This is a genomic window from Mesorhizobium sp. M6A.T.Ce.TU.016.01.1.1 (assembly GCF_003997065.1).
Taxonomy (GTDB): Bacteria; Pseudomonadota; Alphaproteobacteria; order Rhizobiales; family Rhizobiaceae; genus Mesorhizobium; species Mesorhizobium mediterraneum.
On sequence record NZ_RZTJ01000003.1, the window covers coordinates 523,315 to 544,700 of the forward strand.

At 62.5% G+C, this 21,386-nt stretch carries 20 protein-coding genes and 2 pseudogenes; 14 read left to right on the plus strand and 8 right to left on the minus strand.

Translation table 11 applies throughout. The features are described from left to right. Window positions 1-140: 140 nt before the first annotated feature. The 9 genes from EOC94_RS35055 (at window position 141) to EOC94_RS08690 (ending at window position 9,415) form a co-directional block, all read left to right on the plus strand. A complete protein-coding gene (locus EOC94_RS35055; RefSeq protein WP_127289769.1) occupies window positions 141-893 on the plus strand; it encodes a GntR family transcriptional regulator in 753 nt (250 codons plus the stop codon). Between the two features lie 146 nt (window positions 894-1,039). Then, complete coding sequence (locus EOC94_RS08655) at window positions 1,040-2,533, plus strand: FGGY-family carbohydrate kinase (protein WP_127289771.1); 1,494 nt, start codon at window positions 1,040-1,042, stop codon at window positions 2,531-2,533. A gap of 66 nt (window positions 2,534-2,599) precedes the next feature. Continuing rightward, on the plus strand, window positions 2,600-3,346 hold the full coding sequence (locus EOC94_RS08660) for a GntR family transcriptional regulator (protein ID WP_126103290.1): 747 nt from the start codon (window positions 2,600-2,602) through the stop codon (window positions 3,344-3,346). Beyond that, window positions 3,343-4,080 (plus strand): SIS domain-containing protein, encoded by a 738-nt coding sequence (locus tag EOC94_RS08665; protein WP_095483958.1) that lies wholly within the window; start codon window positions 3,343-3,345, stop codon window positions 4,078-4,080. Before EOC94_RS08660 ends, EOC94_RS08665 begins: the two co-directional genes overlap by 4 nt. 64 nt (window positions 4,081-4,144) lie before the next feature. After that, window positions 4,145-5,431: an ABC transporter substrate-binding protein gene (locus EOC94_RS08670; protein ID WP_127289773.1), complete on the plus strand. Its 1,287-nt coding sequence runs from the start codon at window positions 4,145-4,147 to the stop codon at window positions 5,429-5,431. A 21-nt stretch (window positions 5,432-5,452) separates the two neighbouring features. Next, window positions 5,453-6,325 (plus strand): sugar ABC transporter permease, encoded by an 873-nt coding sequence (locus EOC94_RS08675; RefSeq protein WP_127289775.1) that lies wholly within the window; start codon window positions 5,453-5,455, stop codon window positions 6,323-6,325. After that, on the plus strand, window positions 6,322-7,149 hold the full coding sequence (locus tag EOC94_RS08680) for a carbohydrate ABC transporter permease (protein WP_126103287.1): 828 nt from the start codon (window positions 6,322-6,324) through the stop codon (window positions 7,147-7,149). The genes EOC94_RS08675 and EOC94_RS08680 overlap by 4 nt, the downstream gene beginning before the upstream one ends. A 16-nt stretch (window positions 7,150-7,165) precedes the next feature. Beyond that, entirely contained in the window at window positions 7,166-8,245 is a 1,080-nt protein-coding gene (ugpC, locus tag EOC94_RS08685) for a sn-glycerol-3-phosphate ABC transporter ATP-binding protein UgpC (RefSeq protein ID WP_126103286.1), read from the plus strand. Between the two features lie 195 nt (window positions 8,246-8,440). Next, window positions 8,441-9,415 (plus strand): hypothetical protein, encoded by a 975-nt coding sequence (locus EOC94_RS08690; protein WP_126103285.1) that lies wholly within the window; start codon window positions 8,441-8,443, stop codon window positions 9,413-9,415. Window positions 9,416-9,468: 53 nt separating this feature from the next. On the opposite strand, the gene moaB is transcribed toward EOC94_RS08690, so the two are convergent. The 6 genes from moaB to EOC94_RS08720 form a co-directional block, all read right to left on the minus strand. Continuing rightward, on the minus strand, window positions 9,469-10,026 hold the full coding sequence (gene moaB, locus EOC94_RS08695; protein ID WP_126103284.1) for a molybdenum cofactor biosynthesis protein B: 558 nt from the start codon (window positions 10,024-10,026) through the stop codon (window positions 9,469-9,471). Continuing rightward, window positions 10,013-10,915: a 4-(cytidine 5'-diphospho)-2-C-methyl-D-erythritol kinase gene (locus tag EOC94_RS08700; protein ID WP_126103283.1), complete on the minus strand. Its 903-nt coding sequence runs from the start codon at window positions 10,913-10,915 to the stop codon at window positions 10,013-10,015. Before EOC94_RS08700 ends, moaB begins: the two co-directional genes overlap by 14 nt. A gap of 25 nt (window positions 10,916-10,940) precedes the next feature. Then, window positions 10,941-11,126: a hypothetical protein gene (locus EOC94_RS08705; RefSeq protein WP_095483965.1), complete on the minus strand. Its 186-nt coding sequence runs from the start codon at window positions 11,124-11,126 to the stop codon at window positions 10,941-10,943. An 82-nt stretch (window positions 11,127-11,208) separates the two neighbouring features. Further along, the gene (locus tag EOC94_RS08710) at window positions 11,209-12,075 is read right to left on the minus strand and encodes a S49 family peptidase (protein ID WP_095484026.1); all 867 of its coding nucleotides are present in this window, start codon (window positions 12,073-12,075) and stop codon (window positions 11,209-11,211) included. Window positions 12,076-12,157: 82 nt separating this feature from the next. Beyond that, window positions 12,158-12,958: a tRNA1(Val) (adenine(37)-N6)-methyltransferase gene (locus tag EOC94_RS08715; RefSeq protein ID WP_127289777.1), complete on the minus strand. Its 801-nt coding sequence runs from the start codon at window positions 12,956-12,958 to the stop codon at window positions 12,158-12,160. Continuing rightward, on the minus strand, window positions 12,958-13,182 hold the full coding sequence (locus EOC94_RS08720; RefSeq protein WP_095483967.1) for a DUF2007 domain-containing protein: 225 nt from the start codon (window positions 13,180-13,182) through the stop codon (window positions 12,958-12,960). Before EOC94_RS08720 ends, EOC94_RS08715 begins: the two co-directional genes overlap by 1 nt. 166 nt (window positions 13,183-13,348) lie before the next feature. Between EOC94_RS08720 and EOC94_RS08725 the strand changes: the two genes are divergently transcribed. Next, a complete protein-coding gene (locus EOC94_RS08725; protein ID WP_095484027.1) occupies window positions 13,349-14,365 on the plus strand; it encodes a polyprenyl synthetase family protein in 1,017 nt (338 codons plus the stop codon). A 13-nt stretch (window positions 14,366-14,378) separates the two neighbouring features. On the opposite strand, the gene EOC94_RS08730 is transcribed toward EOC94_RS08725, so the two are convergent. Then, window positions 14,379-15,812, minus strand: a complete 1,434-nt coding sequence (locus EOC94_RS08730; protein ID WP_127289779.1) for an MFS transporter — start codon at window positions 15,810-15,812, stop codon at window positions 14,379-14,381. A gap of 101 nt (window positions 15,813-15,913) precedes the next feature. Between EOC94_RS08730 and EOC94_RS08735 the strand changes: the two genes are divergently transcribed. Then, the gene (locus tag EOC94_RS08735; RefSeq protein ID WP_127289781.1) at window positions 15,914-16,519 is read left to right on the plus strand and encodes a TetR/AcrR family transcriptional regulator; all 606 of its coding nucleotides are present in this window, start codon (window positions 15,914-15,916) and stop codon (window positions 16,517-16,519) included. An 86-nt stretch (window positions 16,520-16,605) separates the two neighbouring features. Here the strand turns inward: EOC94_RS08735 and EOC94_RS08740 are convergent, their stop codons facing one another. Continuing rightward, complete coding sequence (locus EOC94_RS08740; RefSeq protein WP_245465525.1) at window positions 16,606-17,412, minus strand: helix-turn-helix transcriptional regulator; 807 nt, start codon at window positions 17,410-17,412, stop codon at window positions 16,606-16,608. Between the two features lie 626 nt (window positions 17,413-18,038). On the opposite strand from EOC94_RS08740, the gene EOC94_RS08745 reads away from it, so the two are divergent. The 3 genes and pseudogenes from EOC94_RS08745 to EOC94_RS35225 form a co-directional block, all read left to right on the plus strand. After that, window positions 18,039-19,814 (plus strand): tetratricopeptide repeat protein, encoded by a 1,776-nt coding sequence (locus EOC94_RS08745; protein ID WP_127289870.1) that lies wholly within the window; start codon window positions 18,039-18,041, stop codon window positions 19,812-19,814. Window positions 19,815-19,909: 95 nt separating this feature from the next. After that, window positions 19,910-20,692 (plus strand): annotated as a pseudogene (locus EOC94_RS08750) (glycine--tRNA ligase subunit alpha); the annotation flags it as partial. A 147-nt stretch (window positions 20,693-20,839) separates the two neighbouring features. Beyond that, window positions 20,840-21,022: pseudogene (locus EOC94_RS35225) on the plus strand (glycine--tRNA ligase subunit alpha); the annotation flags it as partial. Window positions 21,023-21,386: the final 364 nt, after the last annotated feature.

Genomic DNA, 21,386 nt, shown 5'->3' on the forward strand with positions numbered 1-21,386 from the left:
TTCAGGGGGCAGAGTTAGCTGCCCCTCCACTCTGCGGGCCGATAGGACTAACGAGGGCAGCTTCCGGACGTGCCACTCTGGTTGTTGCGGTCGTCGCGAAAATTGGTATCATGTTGGTGTTATCGCTATAGGTCCCAGGCGTGACATTCCTCGAATTTTTTGCTGCTGCGCAGAGCAATGGAAGTGATGCGCCGGTCTATAGGCGCCTGCAGGCAGCCCTAGTCGACGCGATCGCCTCGGGCACCTTGAAACCGGGTGCCGTTCTTCCGCCCGAACGTGAGCTTGCCCTTGAACTTGGCATTTCGCGGGTTACCGTGCGTAGAGCGATGGCTGAACTTGTCCGCCAAGGTCTGATTACCCAGCGACATGGCAGCGGAACGTATGTTTCGGGGACGCGCGAGCGCGTCGTGCAAAGCTTGAGCCGACTTTATTCCTTCTCCGAAGACATGACGTCGCGCGGACGGTCGCCAGGCACGCTGTGGCTGGAGCGCGACCTTAGCGTGGCGAATGCCGACGAGGCGCGCCGGCTCGAAATGCCCAATGGCGGGTCTGTCGTTCGGATGCGCCGGCTGCGGCTGGCGGATAAAGAGCCCATTGCGTTGGAAACCTCATTGATTCCGGCTGCTATCCTGCCCGACCCGAAGCAGATCGAAGACTCCCTCTACCGGACATTGCGCGATCTTGGTCATGTTCCGGTCAAGGCCGTTCAGCGTTTCTCGGCGATCAACCTCGACGAAAAGAGCGCCCGCCTTCTCAACGCACCGACGGGCGCTGCAGCGCTCGACATCTACCGGATAACCCGGAGGGAGGATGGCGTCGTCGTTGAATCCAGTCGGTCGATTTTTCGCGGCGACGCCTACGATTTCGTTGCTGAGCTCGGGCTGGGCAGATGAAATATGGTAGCTGCCAGGCGATCCCGGCGCCATCAGCAAACTCTTTCGTGAGACAAGTGCGCACTGATGTCCGGCCACGATTGAATCGGAACCGCGGCGGCCGTGGAGCAGCCAGCATTGCGTGCCATCAGAGATAAGACCAATTCATGACCAGTTATTTCCTTGGCATCGACGCGGGCTCGTCCGTAACCAAAGTCGCGGTATTCGACGAAAAAGGCCAACAGCTCGGCATGGGATTTCGTCGCATCCGTTTGCAAAGACCCTATCCGGGTTGGTCGGAACTCGATCCTGTCCTTGCATGGAACGCGGTGAGCGAGGCGATCCGTGCAGCTCTCGCCAACGCCGGTATCGTGGGAAACGATATTGCCGCCGTGGGTCTGTCGGCGGCCATGGTAGGGGCATGGCTGGTCGATGATACCGGCAGTGCCTTGCGTCCCGGCATCGTTTGGGAAGACAGCCGGGCGCAGGATTTGCTGGAACGGCGGGCGGCCGACGTGCCGGATTTCTATCAAAGGATCTTTCAGTCGGATGGCTGCGTATTGCAGCAGGGCTGCACGTTGCCGCTACTTGCTTGGCTGCGAACATATGAGCCAGATGTGCTGGACAGGGCGGCACATGTCTTCGGCTATAAGGATTTCCTGCGCCTGAAACTGACCGGACGGGTAGCCACCGATCGCACGGAAGCTGCAGTGGCGCCAGGCAGCGCGCGACAGCGCGACCACAGCCCTGAAATGCTTGCATTGTTCGAAGTCGCCGACCTGGCGCACAAGCTGCCGCCAGCAGCAGATTCCGAAACCATAGGCGGCTTCGTCACGGCCACGGCAGCAGCCGCTACCGGCCTGAGGGAAGGCACGCCGGTGGCGATCGGCGCTGGCGATGTCCCGGCGACGGTCATTGGCGCCAGCGCACTCGAAAGCGGGATGGCGATGGCCGTTCTCGGTACGACCTGCATGGTCGGCATCGTCTCCGATCAGCCCGTGTTCACGCCACCCAATTTGGGCCTGCTTTTTACCCTGCCCGGCGAGAACTGGTTTCGCGCGATGGTCAACGTGGCCGGCACGCTCAACCTTGACTGGGCTATCGAAACGCTGTTGCCCGACCTAGCCGGGGGACCCGATCTCTACGCGCGGATGGAGGCGATGATCGCCCCGCTACCTATCGGCAATGAGGGCGTGACCTATTTGCCATATCTCAGCGAGAGCGGCATCATTGCGCCGGTGGTTGACCACGAGGCGCGTGCCGGTTTTTACGGTCTCGCACCCCGACACGGGCGGCCTCACATGATCCGGGCCGTCTATGAGGGCGTGACGCTGGCGATGCGCGATCTGTACCAAGGTCTGGAAGGCACCGGCGACAAAATCCTGCTGACCGGCGGCGGAGCGCGCAGCCTGATGTGGACCCAAATGATCGCCGACGCGCTCGGCATCACTGTTCTCGTCCCGGCCGGGACCGAATTTGGTGCCAGGGGAGCAGCTCTCCTCGCGGCGACAGCCATTGGACGGTTCGGTTCGATCCGCGAAGCGTCGAAGGCGACCCGGCAGATACAGCGCCGCCATGAGCCGGACGGTTCCGTGAAGCCGGCCTGGGACCGCGCCTTCGCTAATTATCGCGCCCGCCGCGACAGCAGCTTGCGCAGATAGCCGGAAAAGCTCTACACAGTTGTTTCAGGTGGTACATACCACGAGAAATTCTGGTTTAACCTGTCCATGCCTTCAATCGTCGCCGCAGATCATGTGCCGCTTTATCAACGCATCGCGAGTTCGTTCGCGGCGCAGATAGCATCCGGTGCGCTGAAGGTCGGCGAAAGATTGCCGTCGGAGCGGCAGATGGCCGAGGAGCTCGGCGCGAGCCGAATGACGGCTCGCCAGGCGCTTAAGCTTCTCGAACGGCGCGGCTTGGTGGAGACGCGTACCGGCCGAGGCGCCTTTGTCGCCCATCCGCGCATCGAACAGCAGCTCAGTACTCTGAGCGGTTTTACCGAGGAGATGCATCGCGGCGGCCGCTTGGCTTCCAGCATCGTGCTGGATGCAGGCGTCGGCGCGGCGGATCGGGAAGCGGCGGCGGCGCTTGGCATTGCAGAGCATGCGCCGGTCCATCGCTTGGTTCGTGTGCGTCTGGCGGATGCCGAGCCCGTTGGCCTCGAGCGCACCGAAATCCCGGCGGCGCTGGCGCCGAAACTGCTGGAACGCGCGGATTTCAGCACGGATTCGCTCTATCGCGTGCTGCGAGAGGACTATGGCCTCTACCCGAGCGAAGCCGAGCAGAAGCTCTGGTCCGCGCATCCGGATGCGGCCAGTGCTGCCTCACTTGGTATTTCGCTGCAGAGTCCGGTTCTCTTTCTCACCCGCCGCACGCTCGACGCGACGGGCCGTCCGATCGAATACGTCCGGGCGGTCTATCGCGGCGACTGCTTCGTGATGCGCGTCAATCTGACGCTCGGAACAGACACATGACCAAAACGCCGACTGCCGCCGCTTATTTAGCCGACCTCACTACTCGTATCGGTCGTCTATACGACGACAATGCCGAAGCGATCGCGCTCGCCGCCGCCGCCGTCGAGCGCACGGCCAAGGCTGACGGGCTGGTCTATGTTTTTGGCACCGGCCATAGCCACACCATGGCCGAAGAGGCGCACTACCGGGCCGGTGGGCTGGCGCTGACCGTGCCGATCCTCGCCGCTACGACCATGGTGCATGAAGGTGCGGTCGCGGGCACTGTATTCGAGCGAATGTCGGGCATCGTCGCGCCCATATTCGCCCGCTATCCGATCGGGCCAAACGATGTGCTGATCGTCGTGTCTAACAGCGGCGTCAATACGGCCACCGTGGAGGCTGCGCTGATCGGCAAGACAATCGGAGCGACCGTTGTCGCGATCACCTCGGAAGCCTATTCGAAGGTTGCTGCCCAAGGGCGGACGCGGCTCGCCGACGTCGCCGACATCGTCCTTGACAATGGTGCGCCTCCTGGCGACGCCACCATCAACCTGCCGGGAAGCAAATTGCGTGTCGGCCCGGTGTCAACCTCGATTGGGGCAGCGCTGATGAACGCCGTGTTCGTCGAAGCAGCTGCGCGTCTGCAGTCGGCTGGTGGCGCCGCACCCATTTATCTCAGCGCCAATATGCCGGGCGCCAAGGAGGTCAACGAGGCGCTGGTTGATCGTTATCGACCGCGCAATCCGCATCTTTGAGAATTCCAGGACACAGGGATTCCGGACTCAACGGGAGTCTCGGAGCAACGGGAGGAATATGATAATGAGCCCTACGAGATTTCTGACGATCGCCGGCTTCGCCGCTACAGTTCTTGCCGGCACCGCCTATGCCGAGCCGGTCGACCTGACGGTCTGGCATATGGAGCAGCCGCCGCACCGCGTGCAGCGCATGAAGGAACTGCTCGACGAATTCAACGCCGCCCATCCCGACATCCAGGTCAAGCAGGAGCCGCAAAGCTGGGGTGAGGTCTACGCTAAGGCGCCGGCGGCCTTCGCCGCCGGAAACGGTCCGGACCTTCTCTTTACCATTCCCGATTTCACAACAGTCCTGAAAGGCATCGATGTGGTCGTGCCGGTCGACGATCTGGTCAAGGACCTCGACAGCAAGCATGGCTTCGTCGAGGCGACCCTCGCGCCCTATAAATACGACGACCATGTTTGGGCCGTGCCGGCCTACGACATGGCGATCTCGCTATGGTACCGCAACAGCGTGCTGAAAGCGGCAGGCGTCGAGGTGCCGAAGACCTGGAGCGAGTGGCAGGCTGCCGCCGAGAAGCTCAGCACCGATGGCAAATCCGGCATCGGTCTTCCGGCCAACAAGCAGCTCTATACGGACCAAGCCGTCTATAGCTTCATGGTCAACAGCGGTGCCGGCGATCTCTACAATGACGACGGCTCGATTGCTTTCGACAAGCCGGAAACCGTCAAGGCTTACGATTTCTACAGCAAGCTTGCCAAGTTTTCGCCACCCGACAACAGCACGTGGACATGGGGGGAGGCGGAGGCATGCTTTGCAAACAGCAGCTGCGGCATGATCCTGCAGTTCGGTGTCATCAACACCTACGAAACGCAGGCCGAAGGTGACGCCGCCGATCTCGGCGTGGCGCCCGTTCCGCATGCCGACGAGCAGAGCGCGTCGGCGACCATCTCCTATTCGAACGCCATCATGCTGACGACAAAGGATGAGGCGAAGCAGAAAGCCGCCAAGGTGTTTCTCACATGGTTGCTTGAACCTGCAAATTACGGTCGCTTTCTCACAATGGAGCCAGGCCTGTTCCTGCCGGTGACTAATGACGGCGCCAAGGCGGAATCGTTCTGGAGCGACAAGACCGTGACTAAATACAAGTCCCAGGTCGAAACCATGATTGCCAATTCGCAAACCGGCAAGCTCTTCGGCTTCACCACCGGCAAGGTGTTTCCGTCGATCGGCGCCATCTCGGCTCAGAACGTGATCGCCGAGACCTTGCAGCGCGTTGTTGTCGACGGTCAGAGCGCCGCCGATGCCGTCAAGGCCGGGCAGGCGCGGATGTCCGAAATCGCCGCCAAATAGCGGGCAAGCCGGGGAACGCTCATGAAGAACACGACGCTCGCTTTTGCGTTCGTTTCGCCGGCGCTCCTCTTCCTGCTGGCGGTTCTCGGCTGGCCGCTCGTTCAAGCCGCCATCCTGAGCTTTCAGGATGTCGGCGTGATCGGCTCTGAAGGCCACTTCATTGGGCTCGGCAACTATGCGACGATCCTCGGCGGCGCCGGCTTCTGGCGGGCGCTTGGCCGCAGTGTCGTCTGGGTGCTGTCCAACGCGGTGGTGCAGACTTTGTTGGCGCTGGCAGCGGCGCTTATCCTCAATCAGAAATTTCCCGGCGTCCGGATCGCACGCACCTGGATAATTCTCACATGGATTGTGCCGACCGTGGTCGTTGTCATCATCTGGCGGTGGTTGCTTTCCTCGTCGGGCGGCATAATCAACCCTCTTTTGATCCAGGCCGGCGTGATCGAGCGTCCGGTTGGTTTCTTCGCCACGCGCGAAGGCGCCATGACCACGCTGATCATGATCAATTCCTGGCGCTGGTTTCCATTCACCACACTGATGATGCTGGCTGGCCTGACGCGCATTCCGGGCGATCTCTACGAGGCGGCGCGGATTGATGGCGCTGGCACGTTCCAGCGTTTCAAGCGCATCACCTGGCCGTTGCTGCAACCGACATTGATGGTGCTCGGCGTCGTCGGCACGCTTCTGTCCTTCAACGTCTTCGATGTGATCTGGCTGCTCACCGCGGGTGGTCCATCCGGCGCGACCCAGACATTGCCTGTGCTCATCTATGAAACCGCCTTCAAGGGCTATCGTTTGAGCGAAGCTGCGACGATTTCCGTTCTCACCAGCATCCTCCTGATGGGATTTGCCTTTTTGACGACACGAGCCATGACGGCGGCGGAGGCGGATCGATGAGGCGTACTTTCGGCCAGTCACTTTCGCTCTATGGCGGCGTTCTGGTCCTTGTTCTCGCGATCGGTCTGCCGTTCTGGTGGGTGTTGACCGGCTCCATCAAATTGCCGAAGGAAATCATCCAGCGTGTGCCCACGATGGTGCCGCACAGCTTTACCCTTCAACATTTCGAAAAGCTGCTGCAGGCTTCGGATTTCCCGATTTATCTGTTCAACAGCATGGTTGTGGCGCTGTTTTCCACGGCCTTCACGGTGTTGCTTGCCTTGCCTGCCGCCTATGCCTTTTTTCGCATGGAGTTTCCGGGCCGCAACGCGCTCTACAAGACGATCCTGCTCGCTTACGCTTTCCCTGGCGTGGTGGTGCTGATCCCGCTCTACGGCCTGTTCGCGAAGGTCGGGCTGATCGACAGCCCCGTGGCGCTGGTTATCGTCAACGTTGCCTTCGCATTGCCGTTCTCGATCTGGATGATGCGTTCATTCCTGGCGACCGTTCCGCGCGAGATCGAGGAGGCGGCGGTCGTCGATGGAGCACCCACCACCACCATTCTGATCAGGATCCTGATGCCGCTAATTGCGCCGGGCATCGCCAGCGTCGCAATCTTCGCGTTCATCTCGTCCTGGACGGAGTTCCTGTTCGCCTCGGTATTGATCGTGTCGGATGCCAGGCGCACCATTCCGGTCGGCTTTGCCGGCATCATTGGCCAGTATCAGATCGACTGGGGCCTCCTGCTTGCCGGCGCCACGGCAGCCATCATTCCGGTCGTCGCACTCTTCGCCCTTGTCGGCCGCTGGTTCGTCTCCGGCCTTACCGATGGCGCCGTGAAATAGGCTCGAGGGAAGAACTATGGCGGGTCTATCACTTCAGTCGGTCAAGAAGTGCTTTGGCGAAACGGAGGTTATCGGCGGTGTCGATCTTGACGTCGCCGATGGTGAGTTTGTCGTCTTTGTCGGCCCCTCCGGCTGCGGCAAATCAACGCTTCTGCGTATGATCGCCGGGCTGGAAAGAACGTCCGACGGGCGTATCCTGATTGGCGGGCGCGACGTCACCGACGAGGATCCAGCCAAGCGCGGTATAGCCATGGTATTCCAGACCTATGCGCTCTACCCGCACATGACTGTGGCAACCAACATGGGATTTCCGTTGGAGATGGCCAAACGCCCCAAGGAGGAGATCGACCGCAAGGTGGCGGAAGCGGCGAAGATACTGCACCTGGAGGCCTATCTCGAGCGTAAGCCACGCGAGCTTTCCGGCGGCCAACGCCAACGCGTTGCAATCGGCCGCGCGATTGTGCGCCAGCCGGGCGTCTTCCTGTTCGATGAGCCGCTGTCGAACCTCGACGCCGAACTGCGTGTGCAGATGCGCATCGAGATCGCCCGGCTGCATCAGGAACTCGGCACGACCATGATCTATGTCACGCACGACCAGATCGAGGCAATGACGCTGGCCAGCCGTATCGTCGTGCTGCGCGCCGGTCGCATCGAGCAGGTCGGCGCCCCTCTGGAGCTTTATGAGAATCCCGACAACAGTTTCGTGGCAGGCTTCATCGGCTCACCACGGATGAATTTCGTCCCGGCCACGGTCATGGCTGTCGAAGACGGACGGGCTGTGGTCACGGCGCCGGAGGCCGGCCTCGTCGGCATGGCCGTTGCCACACGCGGCGCGCCGCCGAAACTGGGAACATCTGTCAGCCTCGGCATTCGCCCGGAGCATTTTGTGCCCGCCAAAGGCGCGACTGGGGCGCTTTCTGGCAAGATCTCCCTTGTCGAGCGCCTGGGCGGCGTCACCTACGGCCATGCTTTGCTCGCTAGCGGCTCGATGATCACCGTTGAAAGCCGTGACGCGGATCGTTTCGAAATCGGCAAAACGGAAATCTTCGGGTTCCAACGCGCGTTTCTGTTCGGCGCCGACGGCGTTCGATTGTAAGTGTCGGCTCTGGGTGAGTTGATGGGGCGAGCATCATTCCCCCAGAGAAATTGCGAGGTCTCCCTTTTATTGTGCATTGCACAAAATCTGGCCTAGGGTTACCATTCTTCCGTTGTGGGCGGATGGGCTTGGGTGACGCCGGAGCGGTGAGCGACCGACGCTTTGTCGACGCTGCCCTCATAGCTGAGGATACCGATGACCTTTTCAAGCCCTGACAAGTCCGGTGCTGCAAGCCTCGAGTCAATCGCTCGAAACGGCAGCCTGCTGCGCCGCATTGCCGTGCGGATTCCGACTTATCTGTCGGACCTTCGCGAGAATCCGGCATGGCTGCCGATGTTCATGCTGGCACGCACCATGCCGGCGCGGCGGCTGCATTGGCGTGGCGCAAAACCGGTTCGACCGGCGCAAAAAGCCCAGGAAACGATGTTCACCAGCGTCGATCGTGATGCGGCGGTGCGCGCGCTCCGCTCGGACGGCCTGTTTTCCGGGCTTGCCCTGCCGTCGTCGATCCACGAAGAGATCGCCAGCTTTGCGCAGCGCACGCCTTGCTTCGGCAATTTCGACCGTCGGCTGGAGTTCTTGCCGGCCGAGCATGCCGACGCCGAGAAGCACTTCGGCCGTCCCTTGCTCAGCGGGCACTTTTTCGAGCGGATCCTCGACTGTAATGCTGCGCTTACCGTGCAGCGCGACCCGCTGCTTCTCGACATCGCCGCCCATTATCTCGGCAGCCAGGCGAAGCTGATCACCACGCGCGTCTGGTGGAGCTTTCCGACGAGTTCCGTCTCCGACGCCGAGAAGAACCTGGCGTCGCTTGGCAAATACCACTTCGATCTCGACGATTGGCGGATGCTGAAATTCTTCTTCTATCTCAATCCGGTCGATACCGAGACCGGTCCGCATGTCTATGTCCGCGGCAGCCACAATCGCCGCATCCTCAAGCACCAGATGACGCTTCTCGTCGGCCATCCGGCGGAAGAGGTTCTAAAGGTCTACGGCGCGAAGAGCCCGATTACGCTGACCGGCGAGGCGGGTTCGGGCTTTGTCGAGGATCCCTTCGGCTTCCACATGGGCACCGTGCCGACGCGCAAACCGCGGCTGATGATGGAAGTCGGCTTCGGCGTTTCGCCGCCCTCACGGCGGCGGTTCCACGGTGAGCCCGTCATCCGCTGATCTTTGCCGCTGATTTTTGGGAAAGCCCAGAAGCAGCCTTTCCGGAACTTGGCCTAACTTGTCTTGGTGCCGCCGCGCCGCAGATGTTCGTCCAGGCGCGGCATGATCTCGACGAAGTTGCAGGGCATGTGCCGGTAGTCGAGCTGCGGCTTCAAAATGCCGTCCCAGGCGTCCTTGCAGGCGCCGGGCGAACCCGGTAGCACGAAGACGAAGGTCGCGTTGACGACGCCGCCGGTGGCACGGCTCTGGATCGTCGAAGTGCCGATCTTGTCGTAGGAAATGCGGTGGAACACTTCGGAAAAGCCGTCCATGCGCTTTTCGAAGATCGGCTCCAGCGCCTCCGGCGTCACGTCGCGGCCGGTAAAGCCGGTGCCGCCGGTGGTGATGACGACATCAATCGCTTCATCCTTCGACCAGCCCAGAACCTTGTCGCGAATTTTCTGGCGGTCGTCGGTGACGATGTCGCGGTCGGCCAGGACATGGCCGGCCTCCACAATGCGGTCGGCCAGCGTCTGGCCGGATTTGTCGTCGGCGAGGCCGCGGGTATCGGAAACGGTCAGCACCGCGATGCGCACGGGAATGAAGGAGCGGCTCTCGTCAATCCTGACCATGTGCGTCAGCCTCCGATGTCATGCTTCGCGTTGCGGCGACGAACCAGTCGGGATGGCGGCTGCGAATATCGACGGCCGCGCGCTTGGCCACATTGCCGGTCTCGAACAGCCCGAAGCAGGTCGCGCCGGAACCGGACATCCGGGCGAACCCCGCTCCGGCCTTGTTGAGCACAGAAAGCGCCTTGCCGATGGCGGGTTGGATCGCCCGTGCAGCGGGCTCGAGATCGTTACGCGTGATCTCCAGCCAATTGCGGATGCTGTGGAAGTCGAGGCTGCGCGGCAGCGGCGGCAATCCCTCATTGTCGCGATGGGAAAGCGCGTTGAACACCTCGGCCGTGGAGACGGCGATGCCGGGATTGACGAGGACCAGCCCGAGTGCGGGAAAGCCCGGCACGGCCGACAGCTCGTCACCAACACCGCGCGCTATCAGCGGTTTTGCCGTAAGGCACATGGGAACGTCGGCGCCCAGCGAGAGGCCGATCCGCGCCAGTTCGGCTTCGTCGAGGTCCAGTCTCCACGTCTCAGCCAGCCCGCGCAGCACCGTTGCGGCGTCGCTCGAGCCGCCGCCGACGCCGGATGCGACCGGCAGGTTCTTTTCGAGCCTGATGGCGACCGGCGGCGCATGTTGGAGACCGGCCCGCTTCCGCAGCGCGTCGCGCGCTTTGACGACCAGATTGCTGTCGTCGAGCGGGACCGCGGAGGCGTATCGGCCCGACACGGAAAACCCGTCGCTGTCGGCGAGCTCGATCTCGACCCTGTCGCCGAAGCGCGTGAACACCGCCAGGCTCTCGATCGTGTGATAGCCGTCGGCGCGCCTGCCGGTGACGTGCAGCGCGAGATTTATCTTGGCATGCGCATGCAATGCCCGGACGGTGATGCCGGAATCCACTGTGTCAGTCGCGAGCGGGATGATGTCAGTCCTTGGCCAGACGGTATTCGCCGGTCTTCGGGTCCTTGACCAGCGTGCCCATTGAGCCGTTGGTAGCCTGCTTTTCGGTGCGCCGTATCTTGGCCGTCACGCGCTCGGCTTCCCTGACAAAGGAGCGATAGCCGAAATAGGCGAGGACGCCGACTGCGATGAAGAAAATGATCTGTGGCATGTCAAACTCCTTCCTCGCAAGGCCGGCTGCGGCGGCCGGTCGGGTCGGTCAAGCTCTTAAGTTAAACGCTTTTACCGGTTTTTCAAAGCCCGAAGCGAGCCCACAGCGCGCGCTCTTCCGCCGCATCGATCATGCCGCTTGCGGCAGCCGCGGCGATATCGGGCGCTGAAAAGCCCCCATTGCTTGAGCCGAACCAACCGAACCGGCCGAACAGGCCGCGTGGCGCCGTGATCAGCTTGAGCTGGGTTTTCGGCCCGAAACGGGTCTTCAGCACGCTGCGCATGTCGCCGAGCGCGTCGACAAGGCCGAGCTCCAGCCCCTTCTTGCCGGTCCAGAACAGACCAGTGAACAGGTCCGGGTCGTCCTTGAGCTTGGTGCCGCGCCGGTCCTTGACGAGGTCGATGAAGGTTTCGTGGACATCGAGCTGCAGCGCCTTCAGCCGCTCGATGTCTTCCTTTTTCTCGGGCTTGAACGGATCGAGCACCGCCTTGTTCTGGCCGGCGGTATGGACGCGGCGCTCGATGCCGATCTTCTTCATCAGCTCGGGAAAGCCGAACGAAGCCGACACCACGCCGATCGATCCGACGATGGAGGACGGATCGGCAAAGATCTCGTCGCCGGCGACCGCGATCATGTAGCCGCCCGACGCCGCCACGTCCTCGACGAAGACCAGAACCTTTTTGTTCTTTTCGGCCGCCAGGTCGCGGATACGTTTGAAGATCAGCCGCGATTGCACCGGCGAGCCGCCTGGCGAATTGATTGAAATGGCGACCGCGGGGGCTTCGAAGGAAAACGCCTTCTCGATAGGGCCGGCGGTGGACGCGAGCGAAAGACTCGGCCGGAACTGGCCGCCGCCGGCCATGATGGTGCCGTGCAGCCGGATGACGGGAATGACGACGATGTCGGAGCGCCAGGATTTCGGCAGCAAGCGGTTGAGAAAGCGTTTCACGGGATCTCCGGTCAATGAGCCTGAAGGCATGTAGGGATTCGCCGGCCAACGGCAATGCCCGCGGACGCCGGCAGGTAAAAGGTCAGTCGCCGAACAGCGAAGCCAGTCCGTTGTTGATCATCTCGGTCCGCTCCGTTGGGCCGTCGCCCGATTGCGCATGCAGCATCAGCGGCGGGCGGATCGACAGTTTTCCGCGTGCCCCGAGTATCGCCCTGACGACGATGCGGATCGCCGCCGCCTCGGGGCGAGGGTGGACGGCCAGCATCTCGGCATCGCCGAAGCGGCCTGATATCGCATCGAGGATGGCGCCGAGCTGATCGGGCCTGGCAATCACGGCAAGACCGCCGCGCGGCCTGACCACAGCAGCCGCACTTCGGATCCAGCTGTCGAACAGCCCGTCCTCCGTCACATGTGCTGCCCTTCTGAGCGGGTCGGGCGTGGCGCGATCCTCGGCGGCATTGAAGGGCGGGTTCATGATGACGAAATCGAAGGAATTGTCGGCAAGCCCGGCGGCTGTTCGCGCTTGGCCCGACAGAGCTACGTCGGCGGCGAGGACCGAGGCGCGGTCGTTGAGATGCGCATTGCCGGGGTGGGCAAGCGTCGTTGCGGCAAAGGCCGCCATTTCCGCAGACCGTTCGATGAGCACGGCCTTGGCATCAGGACAGCGCGACAGCACCGCCAGGCCTGCGGCGCCGGCGCCCGCGCCGAAATCGGCGAGGCGCCCGGCGAAGGAGGACGGCACGGCAGCCGCCAGCATCATGGCGTCCATGCCGGCGCGATGGCCGGCCTGTTTCGGCTGAACCAGCCAGAACCGTCCGCGATGGAAGGCATCGACCGTATGGGCCGGCGTATCCTGGACAAGGGTGGCGCGCGCCGCGGACATTATTTCTGGCGGATCTCGTTGGCGATGCCGGCATCCGTCAGGATGCGCCGCGCCGCATCGGCCTGATCGGCTTCGACCATGATGCGCCGGGGCAGGATGCCGATCGAACCGTCGAGCACGCTCATGTTCTGGTCGGCGACGAAACAGCCGATGCCGGCATCGCGCATCAGCGATTCGACAAAGGAGATGATCACGGCATCGTTGGTGCGGATAAGCTCTATCATCGGACGAAACTCGCAGGTTGCAGCGTCTATGTAAATGTGGGTGGGCTCCGTCGCCAGCCTCGACCGCGCCAAATCGCCTCTTGCCGTGCCTGTGGGTACCGCCCTAGAGTCTGTGGCGGGATCAGGGTGCCGTCGTGCGCGTGACTTATAGACGGGAGTGTTTGTGGTGGGTGTCGTTCTCAACATCGAAAACGGGAAGCGGGAAGCCGCCTCGATCAAGGATCTCATCGACCTGACGGCAGCCGATATGGGGCGCGTTAACAAATTGATCCTGTCGAAGGCCGGTTCCGACGTCGAGATGATCCCGGAGATTGCCAACCACCTGATCTCTTCGGGCGGCAAGCGGCTGAGGCCGATGCTGACGCTCGCCTCAGCCCAGATGTTCGGCTATTCCGGCGAGGGCCACGTCAAACTCGCCACATCGGTCGAGTTCATGCATACCGCCACGCTTCTCCACGACGATGTCGTCGACGAGAGCGGCATGCGGCGTGGCAAGAAGACAGCCCGCATGATCTGGGGCAACCAGGCGAGCGTGCTGGTCGGCGATTTCCTGCTTGGCCAGGCTTTCCGCATGATGGTCGATGTCGGCTCGCTGGAAGCGCTCGATATCCTGTCGAGTGCTGCCTCGATCATTGCCGAGGGCGAGGTGATGCAGCTCGCTGCCGCCAAGAACCTCGAAACCACCGAGGATGAGCATTTCGCCGTGATCAAGGCCAAGACGGCGGCGCTGTTCTCGGCCGCCGCCGAGGTCGGTCCGGTTATCGCCCAGGCGACGCGCAACGATCGCGCGGCACTGCGCTCCTATGGCATGAATCTCGGCCTTGCCTTCCAGCTGATCGACGATGCGCTGGATTATGGCGGCACCAGCAAGGATCTGGGCAAGAATGTCGGCGACGACTTCCGCGAGGGTAAGGTGACGCTACCGGTGATTCTCGCTTACCGGCGCGGCACCAAGGCCGAACGCACCTTCTGGAAGCGCGCCATCGAGGACAATGTCATCGACGACGCCGGGTTGGAAAAGGCGATCGGATTGATGACCCGTCACGGGGCAATCGCCGACACCATTGGACGCGCCGGCCATTTCGGCGAGATTGCCCGCGACGCGCTGGCGCCGCTCGAAGCGACGCCGCAGAAATCGGCGCTGATCGACGTCATCGATTTCTGCATCAGCCGGGTGAACTGAGAGGCGCCGCTCCTCATCTTGGTTTCCCCGGAAGCACCATTGCGGCGAGCAGGCTGACGGCGATGCCTGCCGCAGCGAGCCAGAAGGCGACCTGGATGCCGTCGGCAACAGCGATCTTCAAGGCATCACCGGCCAATCCGCCGACATGGCGGTTGGCGATCGCGATCAACACCGCCATGCCGATCGCGTTGCCGACATTGAGCATGGTGGAGGCCATTCCCGACGCAACGCCCTGTTCGTCGTGGGAAACACCCGAGGCGGCGGCGATCCACATGGCGGTCCAGACGATGCCTTGTCCGACGCCGGAGATGATCAGGCCGGGCACGAGGGATAGATAGCTGCTGTCTGCGGATGCGCCTGATACCATCAAGGCCGTCCCGATCGCGCCAATGACCATGCCGCCGACCAGCGTGGCGCGTGTCGAAAAACGCGTTGCCAGGCGTTCACCGAATTGCGTGCCGACCGCGATGGCGACCGATGGCACCAGGAACGCAAGGCCGGCCTGCAAGGCGGTGAAGCCATGCACGTTCTGCAGCAGCACGGTGAGGAAGTAGGGCAGGGCGCCGAAAGTCCCCATGAAGAGGAAGGTGATTGTCATGCCGGCGACCAGGCTGCGGTTGTGGAACAGGCGCAGCGGCATCAGCGGATCGGCGCTCTTCGCCTCTATCACCGCGAAGGCGAACAGGAAGAGTGCCGCCAGTGCGGCGCTGACGATGATCGCAGTCGACCCCCAGCCATATTCGGGGCCCTGAACCAGCGTGAAGACAAGCAGCGTCGCGCCGGTGGTGACGGTCAGCGCGCCCGGCAGATCGAAGCTGCGATGTTCATGCCGCTTGCGGTCCCGCGGAATGATGGCGAAGGCCGCGATGATGGCGACCCCGGCCAAGAGCACGTTGACATAGAAGACCGAGGGCCAGCCGAAGGCGCTGGTGAGAAGGCCTCCCGCCAACGAGCCGAGCGTGAGGCCGCTCGCTCCGGCGCCGCCCCAGACCGCGAGCGCCCGATTGCGTTCCGGCCCCTCGGCAAACAGCCGATTGATCAGCGACAGCGTGGCCGGGAACAGGAAGGCGGCGCCGATGCCTTGCACCGCACGGGCCGCGATGATCACTTCCGGCGACCAGGCGAGGCCGCCGACCAGGGACGAAAGCGCATAGAGCCAAAGCGCGAAGATGAAAACACGGCGCTGGCCGATCAGGTCGGCAGCCCGGCCGCCGAACAGCAGGAAGCCACCGGTGAACACGGTGTAGGCGCTGACCACCCATTGCAGGGTCTGGCCCGAAAAGCCCAACCCGGCGCCGATTTCCGGCAAAGCCACGAAGACGATGTTGAGGTCGAGTGCGATGATGAGCTGGGCGAAGGCAAGCAATGCCAGCGTGGCGCCGCGCTTCGCGCCGATCCCCCCTGCTGCCGCGGTGCCGAACGGCGCGCCTTGATCGAGTGAGCTCATGTCAAATCTCCATGTTGGTTCTTTATCGATCGACAAAGAATTGGGTTTGCAATCCGAAGTCAAGCGGATTATTTGTTGACTGATAAAAAATGGAGGTCGCGATGGCAGGAAGGCCAAGGGAGTTCGATCGGGATCAGGCGCTGGAGAAGGCCCGCGACGCCTTCTGGACGCGCGGCTATGAGGGCACCTCGATGGCCGATCTCGTGTCGGTGCTTGGTCTGGCCTCGCCGCGCATCTATGCCGCCTTCGGCTCGAAGGAGGACCTGTTTCGGGAAGCGGTCGTTCTCTACGAGACCAAAGAAGGAAGCTTCGCCACCCGCGCGCTTGCCGAGGAGCCAACCGCTCGGCGGTTTGTCGAGCGGTTGCTGCGTGATGCAATCGAAATCTACACGAGGCCGGATCTGCCGCAGGGCTGCATGGTCGTCACGGCCGCGACCAACTGTGCCGCCGAGAACGATCGCGTGCTTTATTGGCTGGCCGAACGTCGCCGAGCGCGCAATGCGCTGATTGTCGAGCGCCTGAGAAAGGGCGTTCGGGACGGGGAGCTCAAACCGGACACGGACCCGGAGGCCTTGGGCGATTACTACAGCACGCTCTTGTTTGGTCTCTCGGTGCAGGCGCGCGACGGTGTGCCGAAAGAGCGGCTGCACGCTCTGATCACCGTGGCGATGCAGTCGCTGGACGCAAGACTTGTCCAAGAATCCTGAGTTTTATCAAGCGTGGGGGCGAAATCAGCACGGAATTTCCCGGCCAGCAGATCCTCAAGCAACTTCGAAACTGGGTGCTGTCGAGATCATGAAAACGACCACGCGCTCTTCAGCAGCGCCACCAACTGGCTCTGACGGCTAGTTCCGGTTTTCCGAAATATTCGTTCGAGATAGGTGCGGGCCGATTTGACGGCGATGCCGATTTCTATGGCCACCTCCTGCACGGAACGGCCGGAGGCAAGCTCGACGGCGAGCCGGGCTTCAGCCGGCGTCAGGTCGAACAGGCCGGAAAGGATATTGGGCGACGGAACAGTCGCGCAGAGGCTGACCTCGGTTGCCGAAACGAGAACATCCGCACCCGAAAAGATATCATGCGCGGCGCGGCGCAACGGCAGCAGGTGGACGACCAGCGCGGGCCGCTCCTTCGTGCCCGGAACAGGGATGGACCGCACGATGCGGTTATCCCGGTTCTGCGCGATGGCCTGCTGGAAAAGCGCGTTTGCCGGTTCATCGGCAAGCGCGATGCCGCCATGGGCCGTGGGGAGGAAAACGTGGGCCATGTCTTCGAGGAGCGGATTGGCCGTCAGCACGCGGCCCGACCCGCTCATGACAGCGGCCGGCAGTCCAATTTCGCGCAGCGTCGATACGGCGGTCTTTGCCCGTTCCAGACCCAGGCGCCCGGCAATAACGCCAGCTCTCGCGAGGTGAGGGCGCAGTTCGTCCAGCCGATCAATCGCGGCCTGATCGTAGATCCCGTCCTTTAGCCAGCGCTGGAAGACAAAAAGCACAAGCTCTCCGCCAGGCATTGGGACGGATGTGCATACATGCGATCCAACGCCAAATGCCGTTGCGCTTTTGCGGACGGGGTCGCGCTCGATCTCCTCGCCGGTCATGAAATCATCGACCCGCACAAAGCTTGCTGGCTGTGTGCTGCACATGCGCTGCACGCTTTCGGAAAACTTCCAACTATCCCCCGCCATGAATTCATCGAGCAAGGGCTGGACATGCGCTTCGGTGATGGCGCGGACCGGCGACTGATCGCTGAATACAAAGATCGCCCCGCTTGCCGAGCGGGAGATCGCGCTTGCCGTTCCCAACACCTCCGGCCACAGCTCGGCCGCGAACGCCGCTTCATAGATTAGATCGACAATGGCGAAGGCCTGCTCGTCCTGCGGCATTTCCAGCATCGGCATCTTCCTGGGCGAAGCAACGGCATCCATCTGCACGGTTCCACGCATCATTCCGTTGCGGAAACTTTCGACGCCCGCCGCTTACGGATCGCTTACGGCATCGGGTTGCCGGTGCCGCAGCAGGGCAAGCCAGCAGCCCGCCAGGCCAGCAAAGCGCGGTCGATGGTCGCAGTTGCGCGCCGTTCGGCATGCTTTGCTAATCGCATGACTCGATTGTGAATTCGGGCCGGGTTGAAGCGTGACCCCAAAAAGGCCATGCTTTGCCTGGAAAAGATCGAGTCTACGGCGATCCCGCTGACGCGGGCATGGCTTTGACTGAAAGGGATACGATGCGGCAAGGATGTGCGCGCTGGCTGACAGGGCTGGCAATTGTGACGGGCATGGCGATCTCTGGTCTGCCAGCCCTGGCCAAAGAGACCACCGAGCCGGTCAAGATCACATCCTTCTCGGGAGCCTATCTGGCCGCGCGGGTCGCTGAAGGCGACAATGATCTCGACAACGCCATCGCTTACTACAAGCAGGCGCTTGCCTTCGCACCCGACGATACCTCGTTGCAGCAAAGCCTGATGCTGTCGCTGATCGCTCAAGGGCGCTTCGAAGAATCCCTGGTCTATGCCGACAAGCTCAAGGCGATTCCCGACGTCGAGCGGTTCTCGCGCCTGGCGCTGGCCGTCGGTTCCTTTCACAAGAAGGATTTCACCAAGGCAGAATACTGGCTCAAGCTTTCGCTTGAATCCGACCTCGACCGGCTGATCTCCGGCGTTATGACCGGTTGGGCCAAGCAGGGCGCCGGCGACGCCAGCGAGGCCATGGCCTCCATCGACAAGCTGCAGGGTCCGGACTGGTTCGGCCTCTTCAAATCCTTCCATCGCGCGCTGATTGCGGACGCATCTGGCTTGCCCGAAAAGGCGGATGCGATTTACGCCGCGACCCTCCAGGACACCGCGACCGGTAGCGCCGCACCCGAAACCTGGATGCGCAATGCGCAGGCCTATGCCTCTTTCCTCGCCCGCAAGGGCGACAAGGACAAGGCGCTGTCCGTGCTTGATCAGGCCGAGGCATTTGCATCCGGCAAGGTGGAGATATCAGCGCTTCGCGACAAGATCACCAAGGGCGAGAAGATCGAACCCTTCGTTGCCGGCCCGTCCGACGGCGCCTCGGAAATTCTGCTCGATCTCGCCACCGCGCTCAATCGCGGTGGCGGCGAGCCGTTCGTCCGCCTCTATCTGCAATATGCCCTGGCGCTGAAGCCCGACAGCGACGTGGCCCTTGTCCAGCTCGCCGCCGTTTCCGAGCAGCTGAAGGATGGCGAGGGCGCCATCGCCTTCTATCGCCGCATCCCGGCCAGCTCGCCACTGAAGGAGCTTTCGGAACTACAGCTCGGCCTCAACCTTGCCGATCTCGACCGCCATGACGAGGCCATCTCCCATCTGAAAGCCCTCGTCGAAGCGCATCCCAACGACATGCGCACCTATCAGGCGCTCGGTGGCGTCTATGCCTCGAAGGAGGACTTCCGCTCCGCGGCCGATCTCTTTGACAAGGCGGTGGCGGCGCTGAAGGCCCCGACCCGCGCCGACTGGAACATTTTCTACCAGCGCGGCATCGCCTATGAGCGGCTGAAGGAGTGGCCGAAAGCCGAGCCGAATTTCCGCAAGGCGCTGGAATTGTTCCCCGACCAACCGCAGGTTCTGAACTATCTCGGCTATTCCTGGGTGGACAAGAACATGAACCTCAAGGAAGGCCTTGAGATGATCCAGAAGGCCGTCGACCTCAGGCCGAGCGACGGCTACATCGTCGATTCGCTGGGCTGGGCCTATTTCCGCCTGGGCAGGTTTGATGACGCTGTTCGCGAAATGGAGCGTGCCGTGTCGCTGAAGCCGGAAGATCCGGTGCTGAACGATCACCTCGGCGATGCCTATTGGCGGGTCGGCCGCAGGCTGGAAGCCACCTTCCAGTGGAACCAGGCCCGCGACCTGAAGCCGGATCCCGACGTGCTCGCCGCCTTGCAGCAGAAACTGCTGAAGGGCCTGCCGCCGATCGAATCCAACACGGCGCAGGAAACCCCGAAGGTCAAGCCCGAACCGGCGCCCGCGCCGAAGGGCTGACCCTTCCGCCTTGACGCTTGCCGGGTGGCGCTCTAGAGCCTGATCCCGAACCGAAGGTCAGCGCAGCAAAAAGTTGCAGACTTTCGGACAAGATCATGCGGCCTGATCCAACCGCATTCCGCCGCTCCGTCGAGGCCGCCGTGACCGTTGATATCCCAGCCCATATGCATCCCAGCCGCTCGTTCCAGGGGCTGATCCTAACCTTGCATAACTACTGGGCGGACTATGGCTGCGTCGTTCTCCAGCCCTATGACATGGAAGTCGGCGCCGGCACATTCCATCCGGCGACGACGTTGCGGGCGCTGGGGCCAAAGCGCTGGAACGCCGCCTATGTGCAGCCTTCGCGCCGGCCCAAGGACGGGCGCTACGGCGAGAATCCGAACCGGCTGCAGCACTATTACCAATACCAGGTGATCCTGAAGCCGAACCCGCCCAATCTGCAGGAGCTTTATCTCGGCTCGCTGGCGGCCATCGGCGTCGATCCGCTTCTGCATGACATCCGCTTCGTCGAGGACGACTGGGAAAGCCCGACGCTCGGCGCCTGGGGACTGGGCTGGGAGTGCTGGTGCGACGGCATGGAAGTGTCGCAGTTCACCTATTTCCAACAGGTCTGCGGCATCGAATGCGCGCCGGTGGCGGGCGAGCTTACCTACGGGCTGGAGCGGCTGGCCATGTATGTGCAGGGCGTCGACAATGTCTACGACCTCAACTTCAACGGCCGCGAGGGCGCCGACAAGGTGACCTATGGCGACGTCTTCCTGCAGGCCGAGCAGGAATATTCGCGCCACAATTTCGAATTCGCCAACACAGCGATGCTGCTTCGGCATTTCGAGGACGCCGAAGCCGAGTGCAAGGCGCTGCTCGATGCCGGCGCGCCTTTCTCCCCCCTCGAGGGGGAGATGCCCGCGAAGCGGGCAGAGGGGGTTGCCTCAGAAGGCACCGCAAGTAGGACGTCGAGCACTGCCCGAGCGACCCCTCCCGGCCAGACTTTGTCTGGCCACCCTCCCCTCAAGGGGGAGGGGAACCACCGGATGGTGTTTCCCGCCTACGACCAGTGCATCAAGGCCAGCCACGTCTTCAACCTGCTCGACGCGCGCGGCGTGATTTCCGTCACCGAGCGGCAGAGCTACATCTTGCGGGTGCGCAATCTGGCGAAAGCCTGCGGCGAGGCGTTTTTGCTGACGCAGGCAGGTGGGCTGGCGGCTTAGCTCCAAAGGCCGTTGGCGATTTCGACTGAAGCGCTGATTGGCAATACGCCTTGACTGCTGGAGCCAGCCATTGTCCGCAGCGCTTGCCTGACGCCAGGCATCGTGAACGTGCCATGAGCCTGCGCCGCAAAGCAGGCGCTGAGCGCGAGGATCTGGAGGAATGTCGATGCCGTCTTCATGGTCGTTCAGCCAATAGTTCTCTGCCTGAGCGTTGGTCGCTTCAGCGCTGCGTTCGGTTCATGGAAATCTTTGACCCAAGGACGGACGACCCCGCCTCGACCCGACAGTCCATCGCTTTTTTCCGGAAATCGCCGGTAGATGCCCCGATGTTGCGCGGAAGGGTGACAGCGGCCAGCCGAGTTGC

Coding starts and splice junctions, on each gene's coding strand:
- EOC94_RS08655 (WP_127289771.1), top strand. CDS start 1,040: ATGACCAGTTATTTCCTTGGCATCGACGCGGGCTCGTCCGTAACCAAA.
- EOC94_RS08660 (WP_126103290.1), top strand. CDS start 2,600: ATGCCTTCAATCGTCGCCGCAGATCATGTGCCGCTTTATCAACGCATC.
- EOC94_RS08665 (WP_095483958.1), top strand. CDS start 3,343: ATGACCAAAACGCCGACTGCCGCCGCTTATTTAGCCGACCTCACTACT.
- EOC94_RS08670 (WP_127289773.1), top strand. CDS start 4,145: ATGAGCCCTACGAGATTTCTGACGATCGCCGGCTTCGCCGCTACAGTT.
- EOC94_RS08675 (WP_127289775.1), top strand. CDS start 5,453: ATGAAGAACACGACGCTCGCTTTTGCGTTCGTTTCGCCGGCGCTCCTC.
- EOC94_RS08680 (WP_126103287.1), top strand. CDS start 6,322: ATGAGGCGTACTTTCGGCCAGTCACTTTCGCTCTATGGCGGCGTTCTG.
- ugpC (WP_126103286.1), top strand. CDS start 7,166: ATGGCGGGTCTATCACTTCAGTCGGTCAAGAAGTGCTTTGGCGAAACG.
- EOC94_RS08690 (WP_126103285.1), top strand. CDS start 8,441: ATGACCTTTTCAAGCCCTGACAAGTCCGGTGCTGCAAGCCTCGAGTCA.
- moaB (WP_126103284.1), bottom strand. CDS start 10,026: ATGGTCAGGATTGACGAGAGCCGCTCCTTCATTCCCGTGCGCATCGCG.
- EOC94_RS08705 (WP_095483965.1), bottom strand. CDS start 11,126: ATGCCACAGATCATTTTCTTCATCGCAGTCGGCGTCCTCGCCTATTTC.
- EOC94_RS08715 (WP_127289777.1), bottom strand. CDS start 12,958: ATGTCCGCGGCGCGCGCCACCCTTGTCCAGGATACGCCGGCCCATACG.
- EOC94_RS08720 (WP_095483967.1), bottom strand. CDS start 13,182: ATGATAGAGCTTATCCGCACCAACGATGCCGTGATCATCTCCTTTGTC.
- EOC94_RS08730 (WP_127289779.1), bottom strand. CDS start 15,812: ATGAGCTCACTCGATCAAGGCGCGCCGTTCGGCACCGCGGCAGCAGGG.
- EOC94_RS08735 (WP_127289781.1), top strand. CDS start 15,914: ATGGCAGGAAGGCCAAGGGAGTTCGATCGGGATCAGGCGCTGGAGAAG.
- EOC94_RS08740 (WP_245465525.1), bottom strand. CDS start 17,412: ATGACCGGCGAGGAGATCGAGCGCGACCCCGTCCGCAAAAGCGCAACG.
- EOC94_RS08745 (WP_127289870.1), top strand. CDS start 18,039: ATGCGGCAAGGATGTGCGCGCTGGCTGACAGGGCTGGCAATTGTGACG.